Origin of the sequence: Bradyrhizobium sp. CER78, from assembly GCF_029846235.1 — a bacterium.
Classification (GTDB): domain Bacteria; phylum Pseudomonadota; class Alphaproteobacteria; order Rhizobiales; family Xanthobacteraceae; genus Bradyrhizobium.
In genome coordinates, this window is the sequence record NZ_JARVWP010000014.1 from 157,470 (window position 1) to 177,686 (window position 20,217).

General features: G+C 64.9%; 21 protein-coding genes. 13 read left to right on the forward strand and 8 right to left on the reverse strand.

The features are described from left to right. Positions 1–127: 127 nt before the first annotated feature. From QDT69_RS26975 to QDT69_RS27015, 9 genes are all read left to right on the forward strand, one after another. Complete coding sequence (locus QDT69_RS26975) at positions 128–2,062, forward strand: M3 family oligoendopeptidase (RefSeq protein ID WP_279709512.1); 1,935 nt, start codon at positions 128–130, stop codon at positions 2,060–2,062. Between the two features lie 252 nt (positions 2,063–2,314). Continuing rightward, entirely contained in the window at positions 2,315–2,467 is a 153-nt protein-coding gene (locus tag QDT69_RS26980; RefSeq protein ID WP_021078552.1) for an aa3-type cytochrome c oxidase subunit IV, read from the forward strand. Between the two features lie 143 nt (positions 2,468–2,610). After that, on the forward strand, positions 2,611–3,735 hold the full coding sequence (locus tag QDT69_RS26985) for a Re/Si-specific NAD(P)(+) transhydrogenase subunit alpha (RefSeq protein ID WP_279709513.1): 1,125 nt from the start codon (positions 2,611–2,613) through the stop codon (positions 3,733–3,735). Between the two features lie 11 nt (positions 3,736–3,746). Then, positions 3,747–4,064 carry a proton-translocating transhydrogenase family protein gene (locus QDT69_RS26990; protein WP_050403072.1) on the forward strand — a complete coding sequence of 106 codons (318 nt, stop codon included), beginning with the start codon at positions 3,747–3,749 and terminating at the stop codon, positions 4,062–4,064. Positions 4,065–4,108: 44 nt separating this feature from the next. Further along, positions 4,109–5,506 carry an NAD(P)(+) transhydrogenase (Re/Si-specific) subunit beta gene (locus tag QDT69_RS26995; RefSeq protein WP_050422676.1) on the forward strand — a complete coding sequence of 466 codons (1,398 nt, stop codon included), beginning with the start codon at positions 4,109–4,111 and terminating at the stop codon, positions 5,504–5,506. Positions 5,507–5,818: 312 nt separating this feature from the next. Further along, on the forward strand, positions 5,819–6,625 hold the full coding sequence (locus tag QDT69_RS27000; protein ID WP_279709538.1) for an alpha/beta hydrolase: 807 nt from the start codon (positions 5,819–5,821) through the stop codon (positions 6,623–6,625). 54 nt (positions 6,626–6,679) lie between these two features. After that, positions 6,680–7,777 (forward strand): ionic transporter y4hA, encoded by a 1,098-nt coding sequence (locus tag QDT69_RS27005; RefSeq protein ID WP_279709514.1) that lies wholly within the window; start codon positions 6,680–6,682, stop codon positions 7,775–7,777. 40 nt (positions 7,778–7,817) lie between these two features. Beyond that, entirely contained in the window at positions 7,818–8,102 is a 285-nt protein-coding gene (locus tag QDT69_RS27010; protein ID WP_028340624.1) for a cupin domain-containing protein, read from the forward strand. A 250-nt stretch (positions 8,103–8,352) separates the two neighbouring features. Next, positions 8,353–9,249, forward strand: coding sequence for a hypothetical protein (locus QDT69_RS27015; protein ID WP_279709515.1), 897 nt, complete (start codon positions 8,353–8,355; stop codon positions 9,247–9,249). Between the two features lie 328 nt (positions 9,250–9,577). On the opposite strand, the gene QDT69_RS27020 is transcribed toward QDT69_RS27015, so the two are convergent. Both QDT69_RS27020 and rpsU read right to left on the reverse strand, forming a co-directional pair. Beyond that, positions 9,578–10,234, reverse strand: coding sequence for a tetratricopeptide repeat protein (locus QDT69_RS27020; RefSeq protein WP_279709516.1), 657 nt, complete (start codon positions 10,232–10,234; stop codon positions 9,578–9,580). Positions 10,235–10,347: 113 nt separating this feature from the next. After that, positions 10,348–10,644: a 30S ribosomal protein S21 gene (rpsU, locus tag QDT69_RS27025; RefSeq protein ID WP_021078544.1), complete on the reverse strand. Its 297-nt coding sequence runs from the start codon at positions 10,642–10,644 to the stop codon at positions 10,348–10,350. A 264-nt stretch (positions 10,645–10,908) separates the two neighbouring features. Between rpsU and aqpZ the strand changes: the two genes are divergently transcribed. Next, positions 10,909–11,631, forward strand: a complete 723-nt coding sequence (aqpZ, locus tag QDT69_RS27030) for an aquaporin Z (RefSeq protein ID WP_279709517.1) — start codon at positions 10,909–10,911, stop codon at positions 11,629–11,631. Positions 11,632–11,804: 173 nt separating this feature from the next. Here aqpZ and QDT69_RS27035 read toward each other — a convergent pair whose 3' ends face one another. Both QDT69_RS27035 and purE read right to left on the reverse strand, forming a co-directional pair. Then, positions 11,805–12,914 (reverse strand): 5-(carboxyamino)imidazole ribonucleotide synthase, encoded by a 1,110-nt coding sequence (locus tag QDT69_RS27035; RefSeq protein ID WP_279709518.1) that lies wholly within the window; start codon positions 12,912–12,914, stop codon positions 11,805–11,807. Then, positions 12,911–13,399, reverse strand: coding sequence for a 5-(carboxyamino)imidazole ribonucleotide mutase (purE, locus tag QDT69_RS27040; protein ID WP_279709519.1), 489 nt, complete (start codon positions 13,397–13,399; stop codon positions 12,911–12,913). The genes QDT69_RS27035 and purE overlap by 4 nt, the downstream gene beginning before the upstream one ends. A 145-nt stretch (positions 13,400–13,544) precedes the next feature. Between purE and QDT69_RS27045 the strand changes: the two genes are divergently transcribed. Then, on the forward strand, positions 13,545–14,282 hold the full coding sequence (locus QDT69_RS27045; RefSeq protein WP_279709520.1) for a GGDEF domain-containing protein: 738 nt from the start codon (positions 13,545–13,547) through the stop codon (positions 14,280–14,282). Between the two features lie 232 nt (positions 14,283–14,514). Here the strand turns inward: QDT69_RS27045 and QDT69_RS27050 are convergent, their stop codons facing one another. From QDT69_RS27050 to QDT69_RS27060, 3 genes are all read right to left on the reverse strand, one after another. Further along, complete coding sequence (locus QDT69_RS27050; protein ID WP_050422668.1) at positions 14,515–14,766, reverse strand: hypothetical protein; 252 nt, start codon at positions 14,764–14,766, stop codon at positions 14,515–14,517. Positions 14,767–14,796: 30 nt separating this feature from the next. Next, the gene (locus tag QDT69_RS27055; protein WP_050422667.1) at positions 14,797–15,006 is read right to left on the reverse strand and encodes a hypothetical protein; all 210 of its coding nucleotides are present in this window, start codon (positions 15,004–15,006) and stop codon (positions 14,797–14,799) included. Between the two features lie 187 nt (positions 15,007–15,193). Then, a complete protein-coding gene (locus QDT69_RS27060) occupies positions 15,194–15,400 on the reverse strand; it encodes a DUF465 domain-containing protein (protein WP_024583705.1) in 207 nt (68 codons plus the stop codon). A 240-nt stretch (positions 15,401–15,640) separates the two neighbouring features. Here QDT69_RS27060 and QDT69_RS27065 point away from each other — a divergent pair, with 240 nt between their 5' ends. Then, on the forward strand, positions 15,641–15,826 hold the full coding sequence (locus QDT69_RS27065; RefSeq protein WP_050422666.1) for a DUF465 domain-containing protein: 186 nt from the start codon (positions 15,641–15,643) through the stop codon (positions 15,824–15,826). 93 nt (positions 15,827–15,919) lie between these two features. On the opposite strand, the gene QDT69_RS27070 is transcribed toward QDT69_RS27065, so the two are convergent. Next, the gene (locus tag QDT69_RS27070) at positions 15,920–17,035 is read right to left on the reverse strand and encodes an NAD(P)/FAD-dependent oxidoreductase (protein ID WP_347952063.1); all 1,116 of its coding nucleotides are present in this window, start codon (positions 17,033–17,035) and stop codon (positions 15,920–15,922) included. 246 nt (positions 17,036–17,281) lie between these two features. Here QDT69_RS27070 and QDT69_RS27075 point away from each other — a divergent pair, with 246 nt between their 5' ends. Next, positions 17,282–19,969 (forward strand): EAL domain-containing protein, encoded by a 2,688-nt coding sequence (locus QDT69_RS27075; protein ID WP_279709522.1) that lies wholly within the window; start codon positions 17,282–17,284, stop codon positions 19,967–19,969. Positions 19,970–20,217: the final 248 nt, after the last annotated feature.

Sequence of the window (20,217 nt, forward strand, 5' to 3'; positions counted from 1 at the left end):
CTACGATTATTTGTCTCGAATCGGGGCAATGTCGCCGATGCCGATTAACGCACTCTTAAACGTTGCCAGCCCGCCCTTATTCCGCCGCCGCCGACATCTTTCCGACTGAACTAAGGTTACGAACAAGATGACCTCGCGCTCCAAAACTGCGTCCAACAAGACTGCCGTCAGCAACAAGACTGCCGTCGGCAAGGCCGCCCTCCGCAAGGAGGCCGCATTGCGCAAAACCGGCGCCCAGCGCAAACCTGCCACGGGTGGACCGGCGGCAAAAACCGCAGCCGGCAAGACCGGCAAGCTTCCGGAATGGAATCTGGCAGATCTCTACTCCGGTATCGACGCGCCGGAAGTGGCGCGCGACCTGCAGAAAATGGATGCAGATTGCGTCGCGTTTGAGACCGACTACAAGGGCAAGCTTGCCGAAAATACCGCCAGGGAAGGCGGCGGAAAGTGGCTCGCCGAGGCGGTCCGCCGCTACGAGGCGATCGACGACCTGGCCGGCCGTCTCGGCTCCTATGCCGGCCTGGTCCATGCCGGCGACAGCGTCGACCCGGCGATCTCGAAATTCTACGGCGATGTCTCCGAGCGGCTGACGGCGGCGTCGGTGCATCTGCTGTTCTTCTCGCTCGAGCTCAATCGCGTTGACGATGACGTGATCGAGCGCGCGATGGCCGAACCGGCGCTCGGCCACTACCGGCCGTGGATCGAGGATCTGCGCAAGGACAAGCCGTACCAGCTCGAGGATCGCGTCGAGCAGCTCTTCCACGAAAAGGCACAGAGCGGCTACGCGGCCTGGAACCGGCTGTTCGACCAGACCATCTCCAGCCTGCGCTTCAAGGTCGCGGGCAAGGAACTCGCCATCGAGCCGACGCTGAACCTGTTGCAGGACAAGGCGGGCGACAAGCGCAAGGCGGCGGCGCAGGCGCTCGCCAGGACCTTCAAGGACAATGAACGCAGCTTCGCGCTGATCACCAACACGCTCGCCAAGGACAAGGAAATCTCCGACCGCTGGCGCGGCTTCCAGGATATCGCGGACTCCCGCCATCTCAGTAACCGCGTCGAGCGCGAGGTGGTCGATGCGCTGGTCGCCTCGGTGCGCGCGGCCTATCCGAAGCTGTCGCATCGCTATTACGCGCTGAAGGCCGGCTGGTTCAAAAAGAAGAAGCTGCCGCACTGGGATCGCAACGCGCCGCTGCCGTTCGCGACGACCGGCACGATCGCCTGGCCCGAGGCGCGCAACATGGTGCTGTCGGCCTATAACGGTTTCTCGCCGAGAATGGCCGAGATCGCCGAGCGCTTCTTCGATGATCGCTGGATCGATGCGCCGGTCCGTCCCGGCAAGGCGCCGGGCGCGTTCTCGCATCCGACCACGCCGTCGGCGCACCCTTACGTGCTGATGAATTACCAGGGCAAGCCGCGCGACGTGATGACGCTGGCGCATGAGCTCGGCCATGGCGTGCACCAGGTGCTGGCGGCGAAGAACGGCGCGCTGATGGCGCCGACGCCGTTGACGCTGGCGGAAACCGCGAGCGTGTTCGGCGAGATGCTGACCTTCAAGCGTCTGTTGTCGCAGACCAAGAACGCAAAGCAGCGCCAGGCGCTGCTCGCGGGCAAGGTCGAGGACATGATCAACACCGTGGTGCGGCAGATCGCGTTCTATTCATTCGAGCGCGCGGTTCACACCGAGCGCAAGAACGGCGAGCTCACCGCCGAGCGGATCGGCCAGCTCTGGCTCAGCGTGCAGGGCGAGAGCCTCGGGCCGGCGATCGAGATCAAGCCGGGCTACGAGACGTTCTGGATGTACATCCCGCATTTCATCCATTCGCCGTTCTACGTCTACGCCTATGCGTTCGGCGATTGCCTGGTGAACTCGCTCTATGCGGTCTACGAGCATGCGTCCGAGGGGTTCGCCGAGCGCTATCTCGACATGCTCGCCGCCGGCGGCACCAAGCATTACTCCGAACTGCTGCGGCCGTTCGGGCTCGACGCCAAGGACCCGAAATTCTGGGATGGCGGCCTGTCGGTGATTGCCGGCATGATCGACGAGCTGGAGGCGATGGGCTGAGGCCCGTCGACCTTCCGGCCGGCCGGGGTGAGAATCGTTCGGCGCTTTTTTTGCGCCTCACGGCATGACCATCCCATGACGCCTGCGCTTGGGAGATCAATCCTGCCCGAGCGGCGGCCGCTGGGCCGTCGCTCGAGGGGTGAATCGGGGACGATTTGCGCTCCAAATCACCCGATAGGGACCGCGCCGTTGCCCTGCCAATCCGTTTGCGGTAATGGCTCGCAGAACGCGAATTTCTGACTGGGGACAGCGATGGCAGACCATAGCGAAGTGGCCTATACGACCGCCGACGGCAACGATTACGTGGCGCATGAGCAGACCTATGAAGGGTTTCTCATGCTGGTCAAATGGGGCACGATCAGCGTCGCCATCCTCCTCGCTCTGATGGCCTATTTCCTGGTCTGATCCTTAAGTCGGCTAGCGGCGCCGCCGTCCCGCGGCGGTGCCGGAATTCCTGTTGAACCCGGCTGTAAAAACCGGGGTATCCAATCTGGCGAAAATAACGCTAGTTTGAAGACGCGTGCGCCGCTCGCGCCGCCGGAGGGCCCATGAAGATCGCCGTTGCCAAGGAAATCGATCCGTCCGAGCCGCGGGTTGCGGTTTCGCCGGACACCATCAAGAAGTTCAAGGCGCTCGGCGCCGAAGTCGCGGTCGAGCCTGGCGCGGGCATCAAGTCGGGCCTGCCTGATTCGGAGCTCACCGCGGCGGGCGCCACCGTCAGTGCCGATGCGCTCAAGGACGCCGACATCATCATCAAGGTGAAGCGGCCCGAGGCCTCCGAACTCTCCAAATACAAGCGCGGTGCGCTGGTCATCGCGATCATGGACCCCTACGGCAACGAGGCCGCGCTGAAGACGATGGCCGATGCTGGCGTCTCCGCCTTCGCGATGGAATTGATGCCGCGCATCACCCGCGCCCAGGTGATGGACGTCTTGTCCTCGCAGGCCAATCTGGCCGGCTACCGCGCGGTGATCGAGGGCGCCGAGGCCTTCGGCCGCGCCTTCCCGATGATGATGACCGCCGCCGGCACCGTGCCGGCCGCCAAGGTGTTCGTGATGGGCGTCGGCGTCGCCGGCCTGCAGGCGATCGCGACCGCGCGGCGGTTAGGTGCCGTCGTCACCGCGACCGACGTCCGCCCCGCCACCAAGGAGCAGGTGGAATCGCTCGGTGCGAAATTCCTCGCCGTCGAGGACGAGGAGTTCAAGAACGCGCAGACCGCCGGCGGCTACGCCAAGGAGATGTCCAAGGAGTACCAGGCCAAGCAGGCTGCGCTGACCGCCGAGCACATCAAGAAGCAGGACATCGTGATCACGACCGCGCTGATCCCGGGCCGTCCGGCGCCGAAGCTCGTCACCGGCGAGATGGTGAAGTCGATGAAGCCCGGCTCCGTGCTGGTCGATCTCGCGGTCGAGCGCGGCGGCAATGTCGAGGGCGCCAAGCCCGGCGAGGTCGTCGAGACCGATGGCATCAAGATCGTCGGCTACACCAATGTCGCCGGCCGCGTTGCGGCCTCGGCCTCGGGGCTCTACGCACGCAACCTGTTCTCGTTCATCGAGACGATGGTCGACAAGGCCAGCAAGGCGCTCGCGGTCAATTGGGACGACGAGCTGGTGAAGGCCACCGCGCTGACCAAGGACGGCGCCGTCATCCATCCCAACTTCCAGCCGAAGTAAGGAGAGAAGCCATGGAGCATCTCGCGCAGGCCGTCGATCCGTTCGTGTTCCGGCTGTCGATTTTCGTCCTCGCCGTGTTCGTCGGCTATTTCGTGGTGTGGTCGGTGACCCCCGCGCTGCACACGCCGCTGATGAGCGTAACCAATGCGATCTCGTCGGTGATCGTGGTCGGCGCGCTGCTCGCGGTCGGCGTCGGCATGGTGTCGAGCGGCTCGGGCTGGGCCCGCGGCTTCGGCTTCATCGCGCTGATCTTCGCCTGCGTGAATATCTTCGGCGGCTTCCTGGTCACCCAGCGCATGCTGGCGATGTACAAGAAGAAAGCCAAGTAACGGCAACCACCTCGGGGTGAGTTAAGAATTTGGGGGGACCTGAGATGAGCGCCAATCTCTCTGCACTGTTGTATCTCGTGGCGGGGGTGCTGTTCATCCTGTCGCTGCGCGGCCTGTCGAGCCCGGCGTCGTCGCGCCAGGGCAACATGTTCGGCATGATCGGCATGGCGATCGCCGTCGGCACCACGCTGGCGAGCCATCCGCCGGCCGGCGGCGTCGCCTGGCTGCTGGTGATTCTCGCGGTCGCGATCGGCGGCGGCATCGGCGCCGTGATCGCGCGGCGGGTGCCGATGACCTCGATGCCCGAGTTGGTCGCTGCGTTCCACTCGCTGGTCGGCATGGCCGCGGTGCTGGTCGCCGCCGGTGCGTTCTACGCGCCCGAGGCGTTCGACATCGGCACGCCCGGCAACATCCATCCGCAGAGTCTGGTCGAGATGTCACTCGGCGTCGCGATCGGCGCGCTGACCTTCACCGGCTCGGTGATCGCGTTCCTGAAGCTCTCGGCGCGAATGAGCGGTGCACCGATCATCCTGCCGTTCCGCCACATCATCAACATCGTGCTGGCGCTGGCGCTGGTGTTCTTCATCGTCGGCCTCGTGCTGTCCGGCAGCGCGTTCGATTTCTGGATGATCACGATCCTGGCGCTGGCGCTCGGCGTGCTGATGATCATCCCGATCGGCGGCGCCGATATGCCGGTCGTGATCTCGATGCTGAACTCGTACTCCGGCTGGGCCGCGGCCGGCATCGGCTTCACGCTCGGCAACTCGGCGCTGATCATCACCGGCGCGCTGGTCGGCTCGTCGGGTGCGATCCTGTCCTACATCATGTGCCACGCGATGAACCGCTCGTTCATCTCGGTGATCCTCGGCGGCTTCGGCGGCGAGACCGCGGCAGCCGGCGGCGGCAGCGGCGAGCAGAAGCCGGCCAAGCTCGGCTCGGCCGACGATGCCGCCTTCATCATGAAGAACGCCTCCAAGGTCATCATCGTGCCCGGCTACGGCATGGCGGTGGCGCAGGCCCAGCACGCGCTGCGCGAGATGGCCGACCTGCTGAAGAAGGAAGGCGTCGAGGTGAAATACGCCATCCACCCGGTGGCGGGCCGCATGCCCGGCCACATGAACGTGCTGCTGGCCGAAGCCAACGTGCCTTATGACGAGGTGTTCGAGCTCGAGGACATCAACTCGGAGTTCGCCCAGGCCGACATCGCCTTCGTGATCGGCGCCAACGACGTCACCAACCCGGCGGCGGAAGAGGACAAGACTTCGCCGATCTACGGCATGCCGGTGCTGCAGGTCTGGAAGGCCGGCACCGTGATGTTCATCAAGCGCTCGCTGGCCTCGGGCTATGCCGGCATCGACAATCCGCTGTTCTACCGCGACAACACCATGATGTTGCTCGGCGACGCCAAGAAGGTCACCGAGAACATCGTCAAGGCGATGTAAGGCGGGCGGCCAATGGCGCTGAACCGGGAGTGGCATCGAGAACATCGCATGCCGCCCCTCGCTACGCGCGAACAGCGCATCAAGTGGCATGTGATGCATGCGAATGTTTGCGCTTGCCGCCCCGTTCCCGACAGCATCAGGCTCGACGTCGAAAAACTGCTCAATTCCAGGCGCAGGCCTGTCTCGGCGGCCGCCAAAAACCAAGGCCGGGACTAAAAATTGCGAAAACAACCCCATGCAAAGTAGCAATGGGGGGTCTCACATTACCCGACACACTAAACCTAGAGCTGCAGGCGAGATTTGCGCGTGGTTCTGACGATCCTGAAATGGCTGCTGATCGTCGCCGCGGTCGTCTATCTTGGTGGCCTCGCGGTGCTGTACGTCAAGCAGCGCGAATTGCTGTTTCCGATCCCGCCGGTCGGGCGCACTGCGCCGGCAGCCGCCGGCCTTCCCGCAGCCGAAGAGCACGTGCTGACCACCGCCGACGGCGAGAAGGTCATCGTCTGGCATGTGCCGGCCAAGCCGGGCCGGCCCGTCGTGCTGTTCTTTCCCGGCAATGGCGATTTCCTCGCCGGCCGCGTGGCGCGCTTCAAGGGCATCATCGCCGACGGCACCGGGCTGGTGGCACTGTCCTACCGCGGCTACGCCGGCTCGAGCGGATCTCCGAGCGAGCAGGGGCTGCTGCAGGATGCCGCAGCGGCTTATGCGTTCACCACCGCGCGGTACCGCGCCGAGCAGATCGTTGCCTGGGGATTTTCGCTCGGCACCGGCGTCGCGGTCGCGCTCGCCGCCGAGCACCCTGTCGTCAAACTGATCCTGGAGGCGCCGTACACGTCGACGGCCGACGTCGCCGGCGCGCACTTCTGGTATGTGCCGATCAGCCTGCTGATGCGGGATCAATTCCACTCCGACCGGCGAATCACCGGTGTCACCGTGCCGCTTCTAATCATGCACGGCACCGATGATCCGGTGATCCCGATCGCCTTCGGCGAGCGCCTGTTCGGTCTCGCCCATGAGCCCAAGCAGTTCGTGCGTCTGCCCGGTGGAGGGCACGACAATCTGGACGATTTCGGTGCGATGGGAATTGCGCGGCGATTTATCGACGCCGCAGGAGGCTGACGGCGCCGATTGTCTGTCGCATAATCGGGGTTACTGAAGTGAGGGGACCCCACGATGAGCGCACACGGACCGATGCCGCGGTCGGCCTGGCTGTATCCTGTTCTGGCGGTGCTGTTGTTTGCCGCGGTCTCGGCCTCCGGCTACAGCTTTGCGCCATCGGCCGCCGGCTGGGTGTTCGCGGCCGTGCTGCTGGTGATTTTGTTCGGCACCGTGTTTGCGGCCGTCCATCATGCCGAGATGATTGCCGAGCGGATCGGCGAGCCCTTTGGCACGCTGCTCCTGACGCTCGCCGTGACCATCATCGAGGTGGCGCTGATCTCGACCATCATGTTGGGCGACACGCCGGCGCCGACGCTGGCGCGCGACACCGTGTTCGCCGTGGTGATGATCGTCTGCAACGGCCTGGTCGGGCTCTGCATCTTCATCGGCGGCATCCGCTACCGTGAGCAGGATTTCCAGATCACCGGCGCCAACCTTTACCTCAGCGTGCTGTTCGTGCTCGCGACCATCACGCTCGACATGCCGAATTTCACGCTGACCGCGCCCGGCCCGATCTATTCCACGGCCCAGCTCGCCGTGATCAGCGTCGTGACGCTGCTGCTCTATGCGGTGTTCCTCTACACCCAGACCATCCGCCACCGCGATTACTTCGTCAGCGGCGCCAATGAGGCGGCGGCGCATGGCGAGGTGATGTCGGACCGCATGACCGCGATCAGCGTGGCCCTGCTGCTGGTGTCGTTGCTGGCGGTGGTGCTGCTGGCCAAGAAATTCTCGCTGGTGGTCGACGTCGTCACCGTCAAGATCGGTGCGCCGCCGGCCTTTGCCGGCCTGGTGGTGGCGGCCCTGATCCTGCTGCCGGAGAGCGTTGCCGCAGTGTCGGCGGCGCGCAAGAACGACCTGCAGAAGAGCATCAACCTCGCGCTCGGCTCCTCGATCGCGACCATCGGGCTCACGGTTCCCGCCGTGGCCCTTGCCGCCAATGTGCTCGACAAGCAGCTGGTGCTCGGGCTCAGCAACCAGCATATGCTGATCCTGCTGCTGACTTTCATGGTCAGCATGCTCACCTTCGGAACCGGCCGCACCAACATCCTGTTCGGGCTCGTTCACATGGTGGTGTTCGCGGTGTTCGTGTTCATGGTTTTCGTGCCGTAGTGCATGATCCGCTCAAACAAGAAACTCGGAGAAAATGACGATGCTCAGCGCCAAATCGGATGTGCAGGTGGATACGGCGGAGGTTCGCGTGACCGAATGGCGGCTCGCGCCGGGCAGTGCCACCGGCCACCACACCCATGAGATGGATTACGTCATCGTTCCGATCACGGCCGGGGAAATGACCATCGTGGCGCCGAACGGCGAGCGCTCGAAGGCGCAGCTTGGGGCCGGCAAGTCCTATTTCCGCAAGGCCGGGGTCCAGCACGACGTGCTGAACGAGACGGCCAGCGAGATCGTGTTCCTCGAGGTCGAACTCAAGCCCTGACATGGCGCTTAACCCTGCGCGCGCCGAATGCCTGCTCCGAGCCGGAGCGGTTGTGGAAATTCATAACCCGTTAACGGCTGCACGATGAATTAAGAGGCGGATGCGGCCTGCGCAGGGGGCGCCTCCGCTGAAACCAAAGTGACACCAAAGGTGACGTCGGAACGGGGGTTTGCCACCGATCCGACGCAGTTGATCCCTGAATGTGCCTCAAAGTTCCAGCATGAAATAACGGGGTGGGGAGTGGCAGGTCATGCTGAGTTACCTGAAGAAATTTGTGATGGACATCTTACCCTCGGTGGCAGCGACCATCATCGGGGCATACATCGTCAATCACTACATCGTGGCCAAGCCGGACGCGCCGGCGGCCGCAGCCTTGACCGCCGCCGTTGATCCCAAAGCCGATCCGAAAGCCGCCGCCAAGCCCGCCACCGTGGTCAGCAGCCTCCCGGAAGCCGGCGTGAAGGCCAAGGGCATGTCCGAGCGCACGCTGATCGAGCGGTCGGCGTCGGAGAAGGCCACCGTCACCGAGAAGCCCGCCGAGAAATCCGCCGACCAGAAGTCTGACGCTCCGGCCGATACCGCCAGCATCCCCGCCGACACCCGCCATCACCCGGCGGCGCCGAAGGCGGTCGCAAAGGTGACGCCCGCCGCGCCGCAGCCGGCCGCGCCCGCCACGTCGGCCGCGCCAGTCGAGGCCGCCGCCACGCCGGAGGAAAACCGCGACGCCAACGACCTGGCGCGCGCCGCCATCGAGCGGCTGCGCAAGGAGCGTCCGCAGGAAGCGGCGCGCTCCCAGGACGCCACGCGCTCTCAGGATGCGGCGCGTACCGATGTTGCCCGCCTGCCTGACGCGCAGCGCCCCACTGCTTCGTCGGCGATCCGGCCGTTGCCGCCGCCGATCATGGTGTCGAACCCGTCCAGCGACAACGCCGATCAATCCTCGCAGCCGCGTCCGCCCTATGCCGCCAATGCGCAGGATTCGAACCGCCTGACGCCGCCGGCCGACATTCCGGTGCCGGTGATCCAGGCGCCGCTCGACCTGCGCGCCGACGCGGCGATGGCTGCGCCGAAGAACGAGCACACCTCGGTGACCGACGACATGTTCTCCGGCATGAAGTCGATGTTCCACGCCGTTCTGCCGAAGTAAGCGTCCCGCTGAAGCAAGCCTGAGATTAGAGCGCGATCAGCTTTGATTGAATCGGCTTGGCGCGGTCTTGGTTCACCTCTCCCGCGCGACTCGGGTCCACCCGAGTTGCGCTCTTTCTGTTTGCCGAAGTCGGATAAATCCGACTTCGGGTGGGGAGAGGTCGGATTGCGCCTGGCGATGCGAAGCATCGTCCAGTGCAATCCGGGTGAGGGCTCTTGCTCTCTCGATAGACCGTCACCCCTCACCCGATTTGCTGCGCAAATCGACCTCTCCCAAGGGAGAGGTGGACTTTCGACGCCGTTATAGCTCAACCTGATCTCATCCAGCTTTAGCCGCCGGTGCGCGCCAGCCCGCTGCGCGCGCTGCCGTCATTCGGCCGCAGCGCGAGCACGCGATTGTACGACGCCGCCGCCTTGGCCTTGTCGCCGAGCCGCTCATAGGCCTGGCCCCGGGCGCTCCACGCCGCAACATTGGTGGGATCGGCCTGCACGGCCTCGTCGAGGTCGGTGGCGGCCTGCTTGGCCTTGTCGAGCGCGAGGTAGCTGGTGGCGCGGCCGACCAGCGGCTCGGCCTTCTGCGGCGACAGCCCGCTGGCCGCCGTGAAATCGTCGATCGCCTGCTGATGTTGCCCGCGGCCTTGATAGATCAGGCCACGGCCGTACAGCGCCTGGATGTTGTAGGGGTCGGAGGTCAGCGCCTGCTCGAACTCCGCCTGCGCTTCGTCGACCTTGCCGGAATGCGCCAGCACCTGGCCGCGCGTGGCGTGATCCTTGGCGCTGTTGACGTCCTGCGGCGTGATGGTGTCGGCAGCCGGCTTGTCGGCCGTGGCGGCTGGTTTCGGCTTGTCGTCCGAGCCCCATGAACCGAGGTCGAAGGAGCAGCCCGCAAGCGGTAGGCCGAGAGCTACTGCGATGAAGAGTTGCGCCGCGCGACGGTAGCGCGGTGGTGCCGGAAAGAGTGGGCGGGGTGCCGGAGCATCCGTCATGCAAAATGCTCTTGCCGGTAATCTTGCATGGGTACCCTGGAACGCGGCCTGCTTCAAAACGACAACGCGGGCCCGTGGCCCGCGCTGTTAGACTTCCAGATCGGCAAAACGGTTCAGCGGGGGCCGCGACCAGCGCCAGCACCACCGGGACGGCCGCCGCGGTCGCCACCGGGACCAGCGCCGAACACCGGCTTGGGCTTCATCGGCAGCAAGCCTTCACGCTGCAGCTTCTTGCGCGCCAGCTTGCGAGCGCGGCGCACGGCTTCGGCCTTTTCGCGAGCCTTCTTCTCAGAGGGCTTTTCGTAGTGACCGCGGAGCTTCATCTCGCGGAAAATGCCCTCGCGCTGCATCTTCTTCTTCAGCGCCTTCAGGGCTTGGTCGACATTGTTATCGCGGACGAGAACCTGCACGCGGCATCCTCTTTTGAATTGATCGGTTCGGAATTCTGGCGAGGTGAAGGGGCGGCAAAAGGCCTGCCTCTTAACCCTAGGCGCGCGCATGTATCAGACAAACGCGCAGATGTCCACCGGTCGAGTGACTTTCGGGCCTAGTAAAGCCACGAAATGGGGCGAAAATGCCTTTGTGCGGCCCTGATTTGGGTGATTTGGCGCCCGGTTGAGGGCCGCTCCCGGCGTTTTGGATGACCCGGGCATTGGAAATAGGGGAGATGGCACATGGATATGAAGAAGTATGCGGCCGAGCTGATCGGTACGTTCTGGCTCACATTCGCCGGCTGCGGCAGCGCGGTCATCGCGGCCGGCTTTCCGCAGGTCGGGATCGGCCTGGTCGGCGTGTCGTTGGCCTTCGGGCTGAGCGTGGTGACCATGGCCTATGCGATCGGCCATATCTCGGGTTGCCACCTCAACCCGGCGGTGACGGTCGGGCTCGCCGCGGGCGGGCGTTTCCCCGGCGGCCAGGTGCTGCCCTACATCATCGCGCAGGTTGCCGGCGCGATCATCGCGGCCTGGCTGCTCTATGTGATCGCCAGCGGCGCGCCCGGCTTCGATGTCAGCAAGGGCTTCGCCTCCAACGGCTATGACGCGCACTCACCGGGCCATTACAGCATGGTGGTGTGCTTCATCATGGAGGTCGTAATGACCATGATGTTCCTGTTCATCATCATGGGATCGACCCACGGCAAGGCGCCCGCCGGCTTCGCGCCGCTCGCCATCGGCCTCGCGCTGGTGATGATCCATCTCGTCAGCATTCCCGTCACCAACACCTCGGTGAACCCGGCGCGCAGCACAGGACCCGCGCTGTTCGTCGGCGGCTGGGCGCTGGCGCAGCTCTGGATGTTCTGGGTCGCGCCTTTGATCGGCGGTGCGCTCGGCGGCGTGATCTATCGCTGGCTCAGCGACGAGCCGACCGGCGTCGTCGCCGGCGTCAAGACTGCGTGATCGGCTAGAGCGTTTTCGAGCGAAGTGGACGCCGGTTCGCGTGAAGAAAACGCGTCAAAGCACAAAACCAGAGCATCGGTTTCAATCAGAGCCGATGCTCTAATGGGATCGTGCTCGCCACGATCCCGACGGCGCCGGAGCGCGATGAAGATCTCATCGCGCTCCAGCGGAATTCATGGCTTGCGGGGCGGCGTCACTTCGGTGACGTGCCCCATCTTGCGGCCGGGGCGCGGCGTGCCCTTGCCGTACAGATGCACGGTGGCACCGGGAACGGTGAGCCACTGCTCGTAGCTCAGGATGTCGTCGCCGATCAGGTTGGTCATGGTGACCACGTCGCCATGGCGCACCGGCTTGCCCAGCGGCCAGCCGGCGATGGCGCGGATGTGCTGCTCGAACTGCGAGATCGAGGCGCCGTCGAGCGTCCAGTGACCGGAATTGTGCACGCGCGGTGCGATCTCGTTGACCAGCACCGTCGCCGCCTTGCCGTTGCCGGGAACCACGAACAATTCCACCGCGAGCACGCCGACATAATCGAGTGCCGACGCGATCTTTTCGGCGATCGCGCGCGCCTGTGCGGCAAGCGCCTCGGGAATCGCGGCGGGGGCGCGGGAGATCTTCAGGATGTGGTCGCGATGCTCGTTCTCAGTGACGTCGAAGCACTCGACTTCGCCGGACGCGGAGCGCGCCGCGATCACCGAGATCTCGCGTTCGAACGGCACGAAGGCCTCGAGGATGGCCGACTTGGTGCCGAGGTCTTCCCAGACCTGTTCGATGTCATCGCCCGGGCGGATGATGGCCTGGCCCTTGCCGTCATAGCCGAAGCGGCGGGTCTTTATGACAGCAGGCAAGCCGATCCGTTCGATCGCGCCGCGCAGCGTGGCGACCGAGGAGACGTCGGCATAATCGGCGGTGCCGATGCCGAGTTTGCAGATGAAATCCTTCTCGATCAGCCGGTCCTGCGTGGTCTCGAGGATCTTGTACGCGGGCAGCACCGGGCGGCGCGCGGCGAGCACCATCGCGGTCGCGGCCGGGACGTTCTCGAATTCATAGGTGACGACGTCGACGTCGTTGGCGAACAATTCGAGCGCCTCGACGTCGGCGTATTCCGCGCAGGTTGCCTTCTGCACGACGTCGAAGGCGGGCGAATCCGGATCCGGCGAAAACACCTCGCAGCGCAGCCCGAGGCGCGCCGCGGACATCGCCAGCATCCGGCCCAATTGTCCTCCGCCGAGGATTCCAATGGTGTCGCCCGGCTTCAGCTTCACTCCGTTCGAAGCCGTCACGCCGCGCCCTCCGGATGGTCCTTGACCGCATCGGTCTGCTGCTTGCGCCAGGCCGCAAGGCGGCTCGACAAAGCAGGATCGTTGAGCGCGAGCACGCTCGCCGCGAGCAGCGCGGCGTTGATCGCGCCGGGCTTGCCGATCGCCAGCGTTCCGACCGGGATGCCCGCCGGCATCTGCACGATCGAATAGAGCGAATCGACGCCGGACAGCGCTTTCGACTCGACGGGAACCCCGAACACCGGAAGCTCCGTCAGCGCGGCCGTCATGCCCGGCAGATGGGCGGCACCACCGGCACCGGCAATGATCACCTTGTGCCCGGCAGCCTTGGCGCCCTTGGCAAAGGCATAGAGCCGATCGGGGGTGCGGTGCGCCGAAACGATGCGCGTTTCGCAGGCAACACCCAGCGCCGCCAGGGTTTCGGCGGCATGGCGCATGGTTTCCCAGTCGGACTGGCTTCCCATGATGATGGCGATCGGAGCGGTCATCTCTTCAATTCTGTGCAGGAATCCAAAAGCATAGGCCGATTATAGGGGCGGCCCGGTTCTCATCCAAGGCGTGGCAAGGGAGTCAGAATGGACTATCCTGTCTTGGTGAATCCCGGCAAGCCTTCATAAGCAGGCCTCAACAAGGATGCGCATGAAGAAGAAGACGACGGCGGCCGCCTCAGGGGCCGCAAAACGACGGAAAGGCGCGTCCGCCGCGCGTAAACCAGGGCCGGGCGGGACTGGAATCAAGGGTGCTGGAACCAAAGCGACTGGAACCGGAGCTTCCACGCGAGGCGCGGTCGCATCCGGCGACAAATCCACCATCCGCCGGTTGCGGGCGCAACTGGCGCGGGCCCAGGCCCGGATCGAGGAACTGCAGGCCTCGGCCGAGACCGACTTCCTGCTCGGCATCCTGAACCGGCGCGGCTTCGAGCGCGAACTCGTCCGTTCGCTCTCCTTCATCAAGCGCTATCAGGCCTCCGGCGCGCTGATCGTGCTCGACGTCGATCGCCTCAAGCCGATCAACGATGCCTTCGGGCATGCGGCCGGCGACGAGGTGCTGAAGAAAATCGTTGCCGCGATATCGGACCAGGTGCGCGCTTCCGACGTGGTCGGCCGTCTCGGTGGCGACGAGTTCGCGGTGCTGCTGTGGAATCTCAGCGAGACCGATGCGCGCGCCAAGGCGGCTGCGCTGGAAGATGCGATCGATCGCCTGACCTTCGTGTTCCGCGACAGCCGCGTCTCCGCGGGCGCCTCCGCAGGCGTCGCGATCCTCACCGCGCATTCGGACATCGATCGCGTTCTCGATGAGGCTGATCGCGCGATGTATGTGCGCAAGGCGCAGCGACGCCATGAATCCCAGGAGAATCCCAGAGCAGGATGAGTTTTGGTTCAATCGGCTTGGCGCGGTCTCGGTTCACCTCTCCCCGTTGGGGAGAGGTCGGATTGCGCCTGGCGATGCGAAGCATCGTCCAGTGCAATCCGGGTGAGGGCTCTTGCGCTCTCGATAGACCGTAACCCCTCACCCGATTTGCTGCGCAAATCGACCTCTCCCAAGGGAGAGGTGAACTTTCAAGGGCCGTTCCAGCTCAACCTGATCGCATCATCACTAGCGGTTACAGCGCGCTGAGATCCTCCGGCACATTGCCGTAGGCGCGCAGCAGCTTGGCATCGCCGAATTCGCCGATCGCGGGATCGCCGGTGCGGCTGAACGCGACCGCGCCGATGCTGCCGGGCATCCGCGACATCGTCTCCGCCCGGCGCAGCGCGATCGCCGAGCTCTGGCATTCCTCGGCGCTGCCGGCGACCGGCGTGCCGTCGTCATCCTGCATGAAGGGCAGCGCCACGTAATAGGTCACGTCCGCCATTGCTGTGCTCCCTGAACGTCAGGACAAAAATCAGGCGGCGTCGCTCGCCGCATGGCTTCGCGCCGGCACGCAGCCGGCCGTGATCGCGGCCTGCAATTCCTCGAGCTCGGCTTCCAGATATTCGTTGGCCATGATCAGCGCCTTGATGGTGCTGCGCAGGTTGCCGTCGCACATCGCGATCGCCTGATCGCAGGCCTTCTCGTAGTGGCTGTGCTCGGGCAGGGACGGCGGTGCGGACATGGCGAAACTCCCTCTGATGGCTGGCGGCTGGATCGGCATGTTCTTATTTTGTTCTTTTGGAGTCAAGCGGGGAAAACCGCGCGCGCGTCCGTTGCCGCGAACGTGAAGCCAACGAGGCGCTGTGGATGACGGGGAAAACCCACCGGCCGACCTGAACCGGCGGGCCGCCCAACCCGAGCGGCGCGCGTCAGGCGATGATGTCGGGCGTGATTTGATCTTCGATGAAGGCGATGCGGTCGCGCAATTGCAGCTTCCGCTTCTTCAAGCGCTGCAGCATCAGGAGATCCGGCGCTGGCGACTGATGCAGCGCGTCGATCGCGGCATCGAGGTCGCGGTGTTCCTGTTGCAGACGCGCAAGCTCGGCGAGGAGTTCGCGCTCATCCTGATCGTTCATGGTTGTGTATTAACTGGTAAGCACGATGAGGTTGTTGCGGCCGAAGCAGCCGCTTACCGGAATATCCTCCCTGCGCGCGCGCCGCGCAAGCCGAACCGGTTCCACAATCACGATTGGTTACAGATAAACCGAAATGAGTGCATGCGGCATTTCGCGTCCCCCATCGACAGCGCCGCCCACTTGTGTACACTCAGGAGTCCGGATCGAACCTGAGGTTTAACGCACCGAGGAGAGTTCGCAATGGCGATACAGGCCCATCTCGTTGAGCTGGAGCGTAAACACAAAATACTTGAGAACGAACTGCACGAAGCACTCGTTCACCCCTCAGTAGACGACCTGCATATTTGCGAGCTGAAGCGCCGCAAGCTGATGGTCAAGGATCAAATCGAGCGGTTGAGACTTTCCGCTGACGACACGGTCCACTAAGCCGGTCCCCCTGTAAATTCGCAAATAATCTGGCCTTTCACCGAGGGATGAGCGCCAAAGCGCGCGTCCCCCGGGAGGCTATGCTGCATTTGCTCAGAGCTGTGCCAGCGCGCCGACATGGTCGGCGACCGCGAGCGACGATGTCAGCCCTGGTGACTCGATCCCGAACAGGTTGATCAGGCCGGCGACGCCGTGATCGGCCGGGCCCTGGATCAGGAAGTCCTGGGTTGCCACCGCTGGCGGCACGATCTTGGGCCGGATTCCCGAATAGCTCGGCATCAGCGCGCCATCCGGCAGGGTCGGCCAGTATTTCCGGATTGCCGGATAGAACCGTTCGGCTCGGGCCGGATCGACGGCGTAATCGATGTGATCGATCCACTCGACGTCGGGGCCGAACCTTGCCTGTCCGGCCATGTCGAGCGTCAGGTGCACGCCGAGCCCACCGGGCTCCGGCACCGGATAGATCAGGTGCGAAAACGGCGCTTTGGCGCTGCAGCTGAAGTAATTGCCCTTGGCCAAATAGGCGGTTGGAATCAACGCGATCGGCATGCCCTCGACGTTGCGCGCGACCGCGGTTGCGCCGAGCCCGGCGGCATTGACCAGCAGATCGCAGGCGAGCGTCATGGGCGCTGCGCCGCCAGCCTCGATCTCGAACCCGTTGGCCGTCGCCCTGGCGTGGAGCAGCGGCGTATGGAAGGCGAACGCCGCCCCGGCTGCCTCGGCGTCGCCGCGCAGCGCCAGCATGTAAGCATGGCTGTCGATGATCCCGGTCGAGGGCGACAGCAGCGCCGCGTCGCAGTTCAGCGCCGGCTCCAGCGCGCGCGCCGCCTCGCCGGACAACAGTTGCATGTCGTCGACGCCGTTGGCCGCGGCATGCGAGCGGATCGACTGCAGTTTCTCGGTCTCCGCGGGTGTGGTGGCAACGATCAGCTTGCCGCAATTCCTGTGCGGGATGCCGTGCTCGGCGCAGTAGCGGTAAAGCGCTCGCTTGCCGCTGACGCACATCCGCGCCATCAGGCTGCCGGCCTTGTAGTAGATCCCGGCGTGGATCACCTCGCTGTTTCGCGACGAGGTCACCGTGCCGATCGCATCAGTCTCCTCGATCACAATCACTTCGCGGCCGGCCTGTGCCAGCCGGCGCGCCACGGCGAGGCCGATCACCCCCGCACCGACGATCACGCAATCAACCCTGTCCATCACGTCCTTCAGGTCCGAATATTTCCGCGCAGCCGCGCCTTGGTCATGGCCGCCAACATCGTTCAGCCGATCCGCTCGTTCTGGGCAAGTGGTTGGGCCATCTCAAATTGTCGGGGGGCCATGCCGCGTTAGTGGGGCATTAATCATGTCAGGGCAATTGCCGTAAATTAACTCGCATTGTCCAGTTGCATCCGTACGCGTTTACCCGATCCAAACCGCCGGAGCCGGACACTCGTCCTGGAAATCCGCGGGTGATCGATGGCTGGCAGGAAGTGGCAGGCGGGCGGGAAGAATTCGATTCCGGCAAGGGCCGTCCTTTGCCTGATCGCCGCCGTTGTGCCGTTCGGCGCCGCCCGGGCCGCCTCCGCCGCCTTCGCGCCCTCGAGCTATCTCGGTGACCTCGATCCCGGCGTGGTCTGGGAGCTCCTGATCGGCAGCGTGGTGGTTGCCTCCTTTCTCGGCGCGGTCGGGCTCTGGGTGCTCTCCGCCCTGCGCAGGGCCAAGCGCGCGCAATTGCGGCGCAACGCCTTCGTGTCGTCGGCCCTCAACCATCTTAACCAGGGCGTCGTGATGACCGATGCGCAGGAGCGCATCGTGTTCTGCAACGACCGCTATCTCGATATCTACGGCCTGTCGCGCGCCGACATCCGGCGCGGCATGACCGGCACCGAGCTGCTGGAGTTGCGCCGCAGCCGCGGCGTGCTCGACGTCAGCGTCGACGATTTCTTCGCCAGGGCCGCAGAGCCCGAGGGGCTGGTCACCGAACTGCCGGGCGGCAAGTCGGTGCTGGTGAAATATTTTCCGCTGCCGAACGGCGGCTCGGTCGCGACCCATCTCGATTGCACCGACCAGCGCAAGCTGTCGCGCAAGCTGGCCTCGACCACGCAGTTCCTCGAATCCGTGCTCGACAACGTCCCGGTCTGCGTCGCGGCCAAGAACATCGAGGACGGCCGCTACATCTTCGCCAACCGTGCGTTCGAGCGCTTCTCGCGTTTCTCCCGCGATCACATCGTCGGCAAGCGCCCCGACGAGATCTTCCGTCCCGAGACCGCGCTCAGCATCGACACGGCCGACCGCGCGGCGCTGGACGCACCGGAGGGCTATCACCGCAGCGAATTCTTCGTCGAACGCGGTGCGGAGAAGCGCATCCTGGCGTCGAACCGGGTGATCGCCCGCAACGAGGCCGGCGAGCCGGAGTTCCTGATCGCGCTGTTCGAGGACGTCACCGACCGCCGCTCGCTGTCGCGCGAGCTCGAGAACAACAAGAAATTCCTCGAGCTCGTGGTCGACAACATTCCGGTCTCGCTGATCGTGCAGCGGGTCAGCGACGGCCGCTACCTGCTGGCCAACCGCAGCGCCGAGACGATCCTCAACCGGCGCCGCGAGGATGCCGCCGGCCTCACCGCGTCCGACATCTTCAACGCCCGCGAAGCCAAGCTGATCATCGCCCGCGACGAGGCCGCGATCCGCAAGCGCAGCATGATCGCCGAGGAGCACCCGATCTCGACCAAGGATGGTCTGCGGCTGTTCCTGACCCGCCGCATCACCGTGCTCGATGACCATGGCGAGCCGCAATATCTGATCAAGACCCATGAGGACGTCACCGACCGGCGCCAGACCGAGTCGCGCATGGCGCACATGGCCTATCATGACGGCCTGACCGATCTGCCGAACCGCGCCGCCTTCCTGCAGGCGCTGACCCAGATGATCGAGGCCTGCGACGGCACCGACGAGGAGTTCGCCGTGCTCTGCGTCGACCTCGACGGGCTGAAGGAGATCAATGACGTCTACGGCCACGCAATGGGCGACAAGGTGCTGATCGAGGTCGCGCAGCGTCTGCAGACCGTGGCGCGCGGCGGCGTGGTCGCGCGGCTGTCCGGCGACGAATTCGGCCTCATCATCGACGGCAAGCAGCCGGTCGCCGGCATCGCGCTGGCCGAGCAGGCCGCCGAGGCGTTGGGTGAGGATTTCGCGATCGACGGCAAATCGGTGCGCACCGGGCTCACCGCAGGGATCGCCGTGTTCCCGCACAATGGATCCGACGCAGCCTCGCTGCTGGCCAATTCGGGCGCGGCGCTGTTCCGCGCCAAGGCGAAGTCGCGCGGCACGATCTCGATCTTCGAGCCCGAGATGGACCAGCAGATCCGCGATCGCCGCGTGCTGCATCAGGAATTGTCGGTCGCGATCAAGAACGGCGAATTGTCGCTCTACTACCAGCCGCAGGCGGCGGCGGGACCGAGCGTCGCGAGCAGCCAGATCATCGGTTTCGAGGCGCTGGCGCGCTGGCACCATCCGGTGCGCGGCTTCGTGCCGCCCAGCGACTTCATTCCGCTCGCGGAAGAAAGCGGCCTGATCGTCGAGATGGGCGAATGGATCCTGCGCGAGGCCTGCCGGGAGGCAGCCTCCTGGGCGGTGCCGATGCAGGTCGCGGTCAACCTGTCGCCGGCGCAATTCACCCATGGCGACCTCGTCGGCCTCGTCCATTCGATCCTGCTCGAGACCGGGCTGACGCCCGACCGCCTCGAGCTCGAAATCACCGAGGGCGTGCTGATCGAGGATTTCGACCGCGGCCTGTCCCTGCTGCGGCGGCTGAAGGCGCTCGGCGTGCGCATCTCGATGGACGATTTCGGCAGCGGCTATTCCTCGCTGAGCTATCTGCAGGCGTTTCCGTTCGACAAGATCAAGATCGACCGCGCCTTCGTCATCAACCTCGGCCGCAATCCGCAATCGGCGGCGATCGTGCGCGCGGTGATCGATCTCGGCCATGGCCTCGAAATGTCGATCGTCGCCGAAGGCGTCGAGACCGAGGCGCAGCTCGGCTTCCTCGCCGAAGAGGGCTGCGATGCGGTGCAGGGCTATCTGATCGGCCGGCCGGCCCCGATCGGTCAATTTGCCGCGTTGGTCGGCGGCGACCACCTGGCGGAAACCGTGCGCAGGGCCGGGTAAACCGGCCTGAACCGTCAGGGCGGCTCCGCCGGCTGCGCTTGCCATCCGTTGCACGTCCGGTTACCGTCGAACCACCACATCATTTCGGCCGAGAAAGGAGGGCTGCGTCGTGGCGCGATTCAACGATCCCCACCTCAAGCGTGGCCCCGTCAACGCCCTGCAAATGCGTTTGCAGGGCTGACCGGAAACTCGCCTAAAATCTCTTCCTGGTCTGCCCTTCGTGGCCGTGCGGCGTCGAACGTTTGAGC

Excerpts from the sequence above, each read along its gene's own strand:
- QDT69_RS26975 (WP_279709512.1), top strand. The coding sequence starts at position 128 with ATGACCTCGCGCTCCAAAACTGCGTCCAACAAGACTGCCGTCAGCAAC.
- QDT69_RS26980 (WP_021078552.1), top strand. The coding sequence starts at position 2,315 with ATGGCAGACCATAGCGAAGTGGCCTATACGACCGCCGACGGCAACGAT.
- QDT69_RS26985 (WP_279709513.1), top strand. The coding sequence starts at position 2,611 with ATGAAGATCGCCGTTGCCAAGGAAATCGATCCGTCCGAGCCGCGGGTT.
- QDT69_RS26990 (WP_050403072.1), top strand. The coding sequence starts at position 3,747 with ATGGAGCATCTCGCGCAGGCCGTCGATCCGTTCGTGTTCCGGCTGTCG.
- QDT69_RS26995 (WP_050422676.1), top strand. The coding sequence starts at position 4,109 with ATGAGCGCCAATCTCTCTGCACTGTTGTATCTCGTGGCGGGGGTGCTG.
- QDT69_RS27005 (WP_279709514.1), top strand. The coding sequence starts at position 6,680 with ATGAGCGCACACGGACCGATGCCGCGGTCGGCCTGGCTGTATCCTGTT.
- QDT69_RS27010 (WP_028340624.1), top strand. The coding sequence starts at position 7,818 with ATGCTCAGCGCCAAATCGGATGTGCAGGTGGATACGGCGGAGGTTCGC.
- QDT69_RS27015 (WP_279709515.1), top strand. The coding sequence starts at position 8,353 with ATGCTGAGTTACCTGAAGAAATTTGTGATGGACATCTTACCCTCGGTG.
- QDT69_RS27020 (WP_279709516.1), bottom strand. The coding sequence starts at position 10,234 with ATGACGGATGCTCCGGCACCCCGCCCACTCTTTCCGGCACCACCGCGC.
- aqpZ (WP_279709517.1), top strand. The coding sequence starts at position 10,909 with ATGGATATGAAGAAGTATGCGGCCGAGCTGATCGGTACGTTCTGGCTC.
- purE (WP_279709519.1), bottom strand. The coding sequence starts at position 13,399 with ATGACCGCTCCGATCGCCATCATCATGGGAAGCCAGTCCGACTGGGAA.
- QDT69_RS27045 (WP_279709520.1), top strand. The coding sequence starts at position 13,545 with ATGCGCATGAAGAAGAAGACGACGGCGGCCGCCTCAGGGGCCGCAAAA.
- QDT69_RS27050 (WP_050422668.1), bottom strand. The coding sequence starts at position 14,766 with ATGGCGGACGTGACCTATTACGTGGCGCTGCCCTTCATGCAGGATGAC.
- QDT69_RS27055 (WP_050422667.1), bottom strand. The coding sequence starts at position 15,006 with ATGTCCGCACCGCCGTCCCTGCCCGAGCACAGCCACTACGAGAAGGCC.
- QDT69_RS27060 (WP_024583705.1), bottom strand. The coding sequence starts at position 15,400 with ATGAACGATCAGGATGAGCGCGAACTCCTCGCCGAGCTTGCGCGTCTG.
- QDT69_RS27065 (WP_050422666.1), top strand. The coding sequence starts at position 15,641 with ATGGCGATACAGGCCCATCTCGTTGAGCTGGAGCGTAAACACAAAATA.
- QDT69_RS27075 (WP_279709522.1), top strand. The coding sequence starts at position 17,282 with ATGGCTGGCAGGAAGTGGCAGGCGGGCGGGAAGAATTCGATTCCGGCA.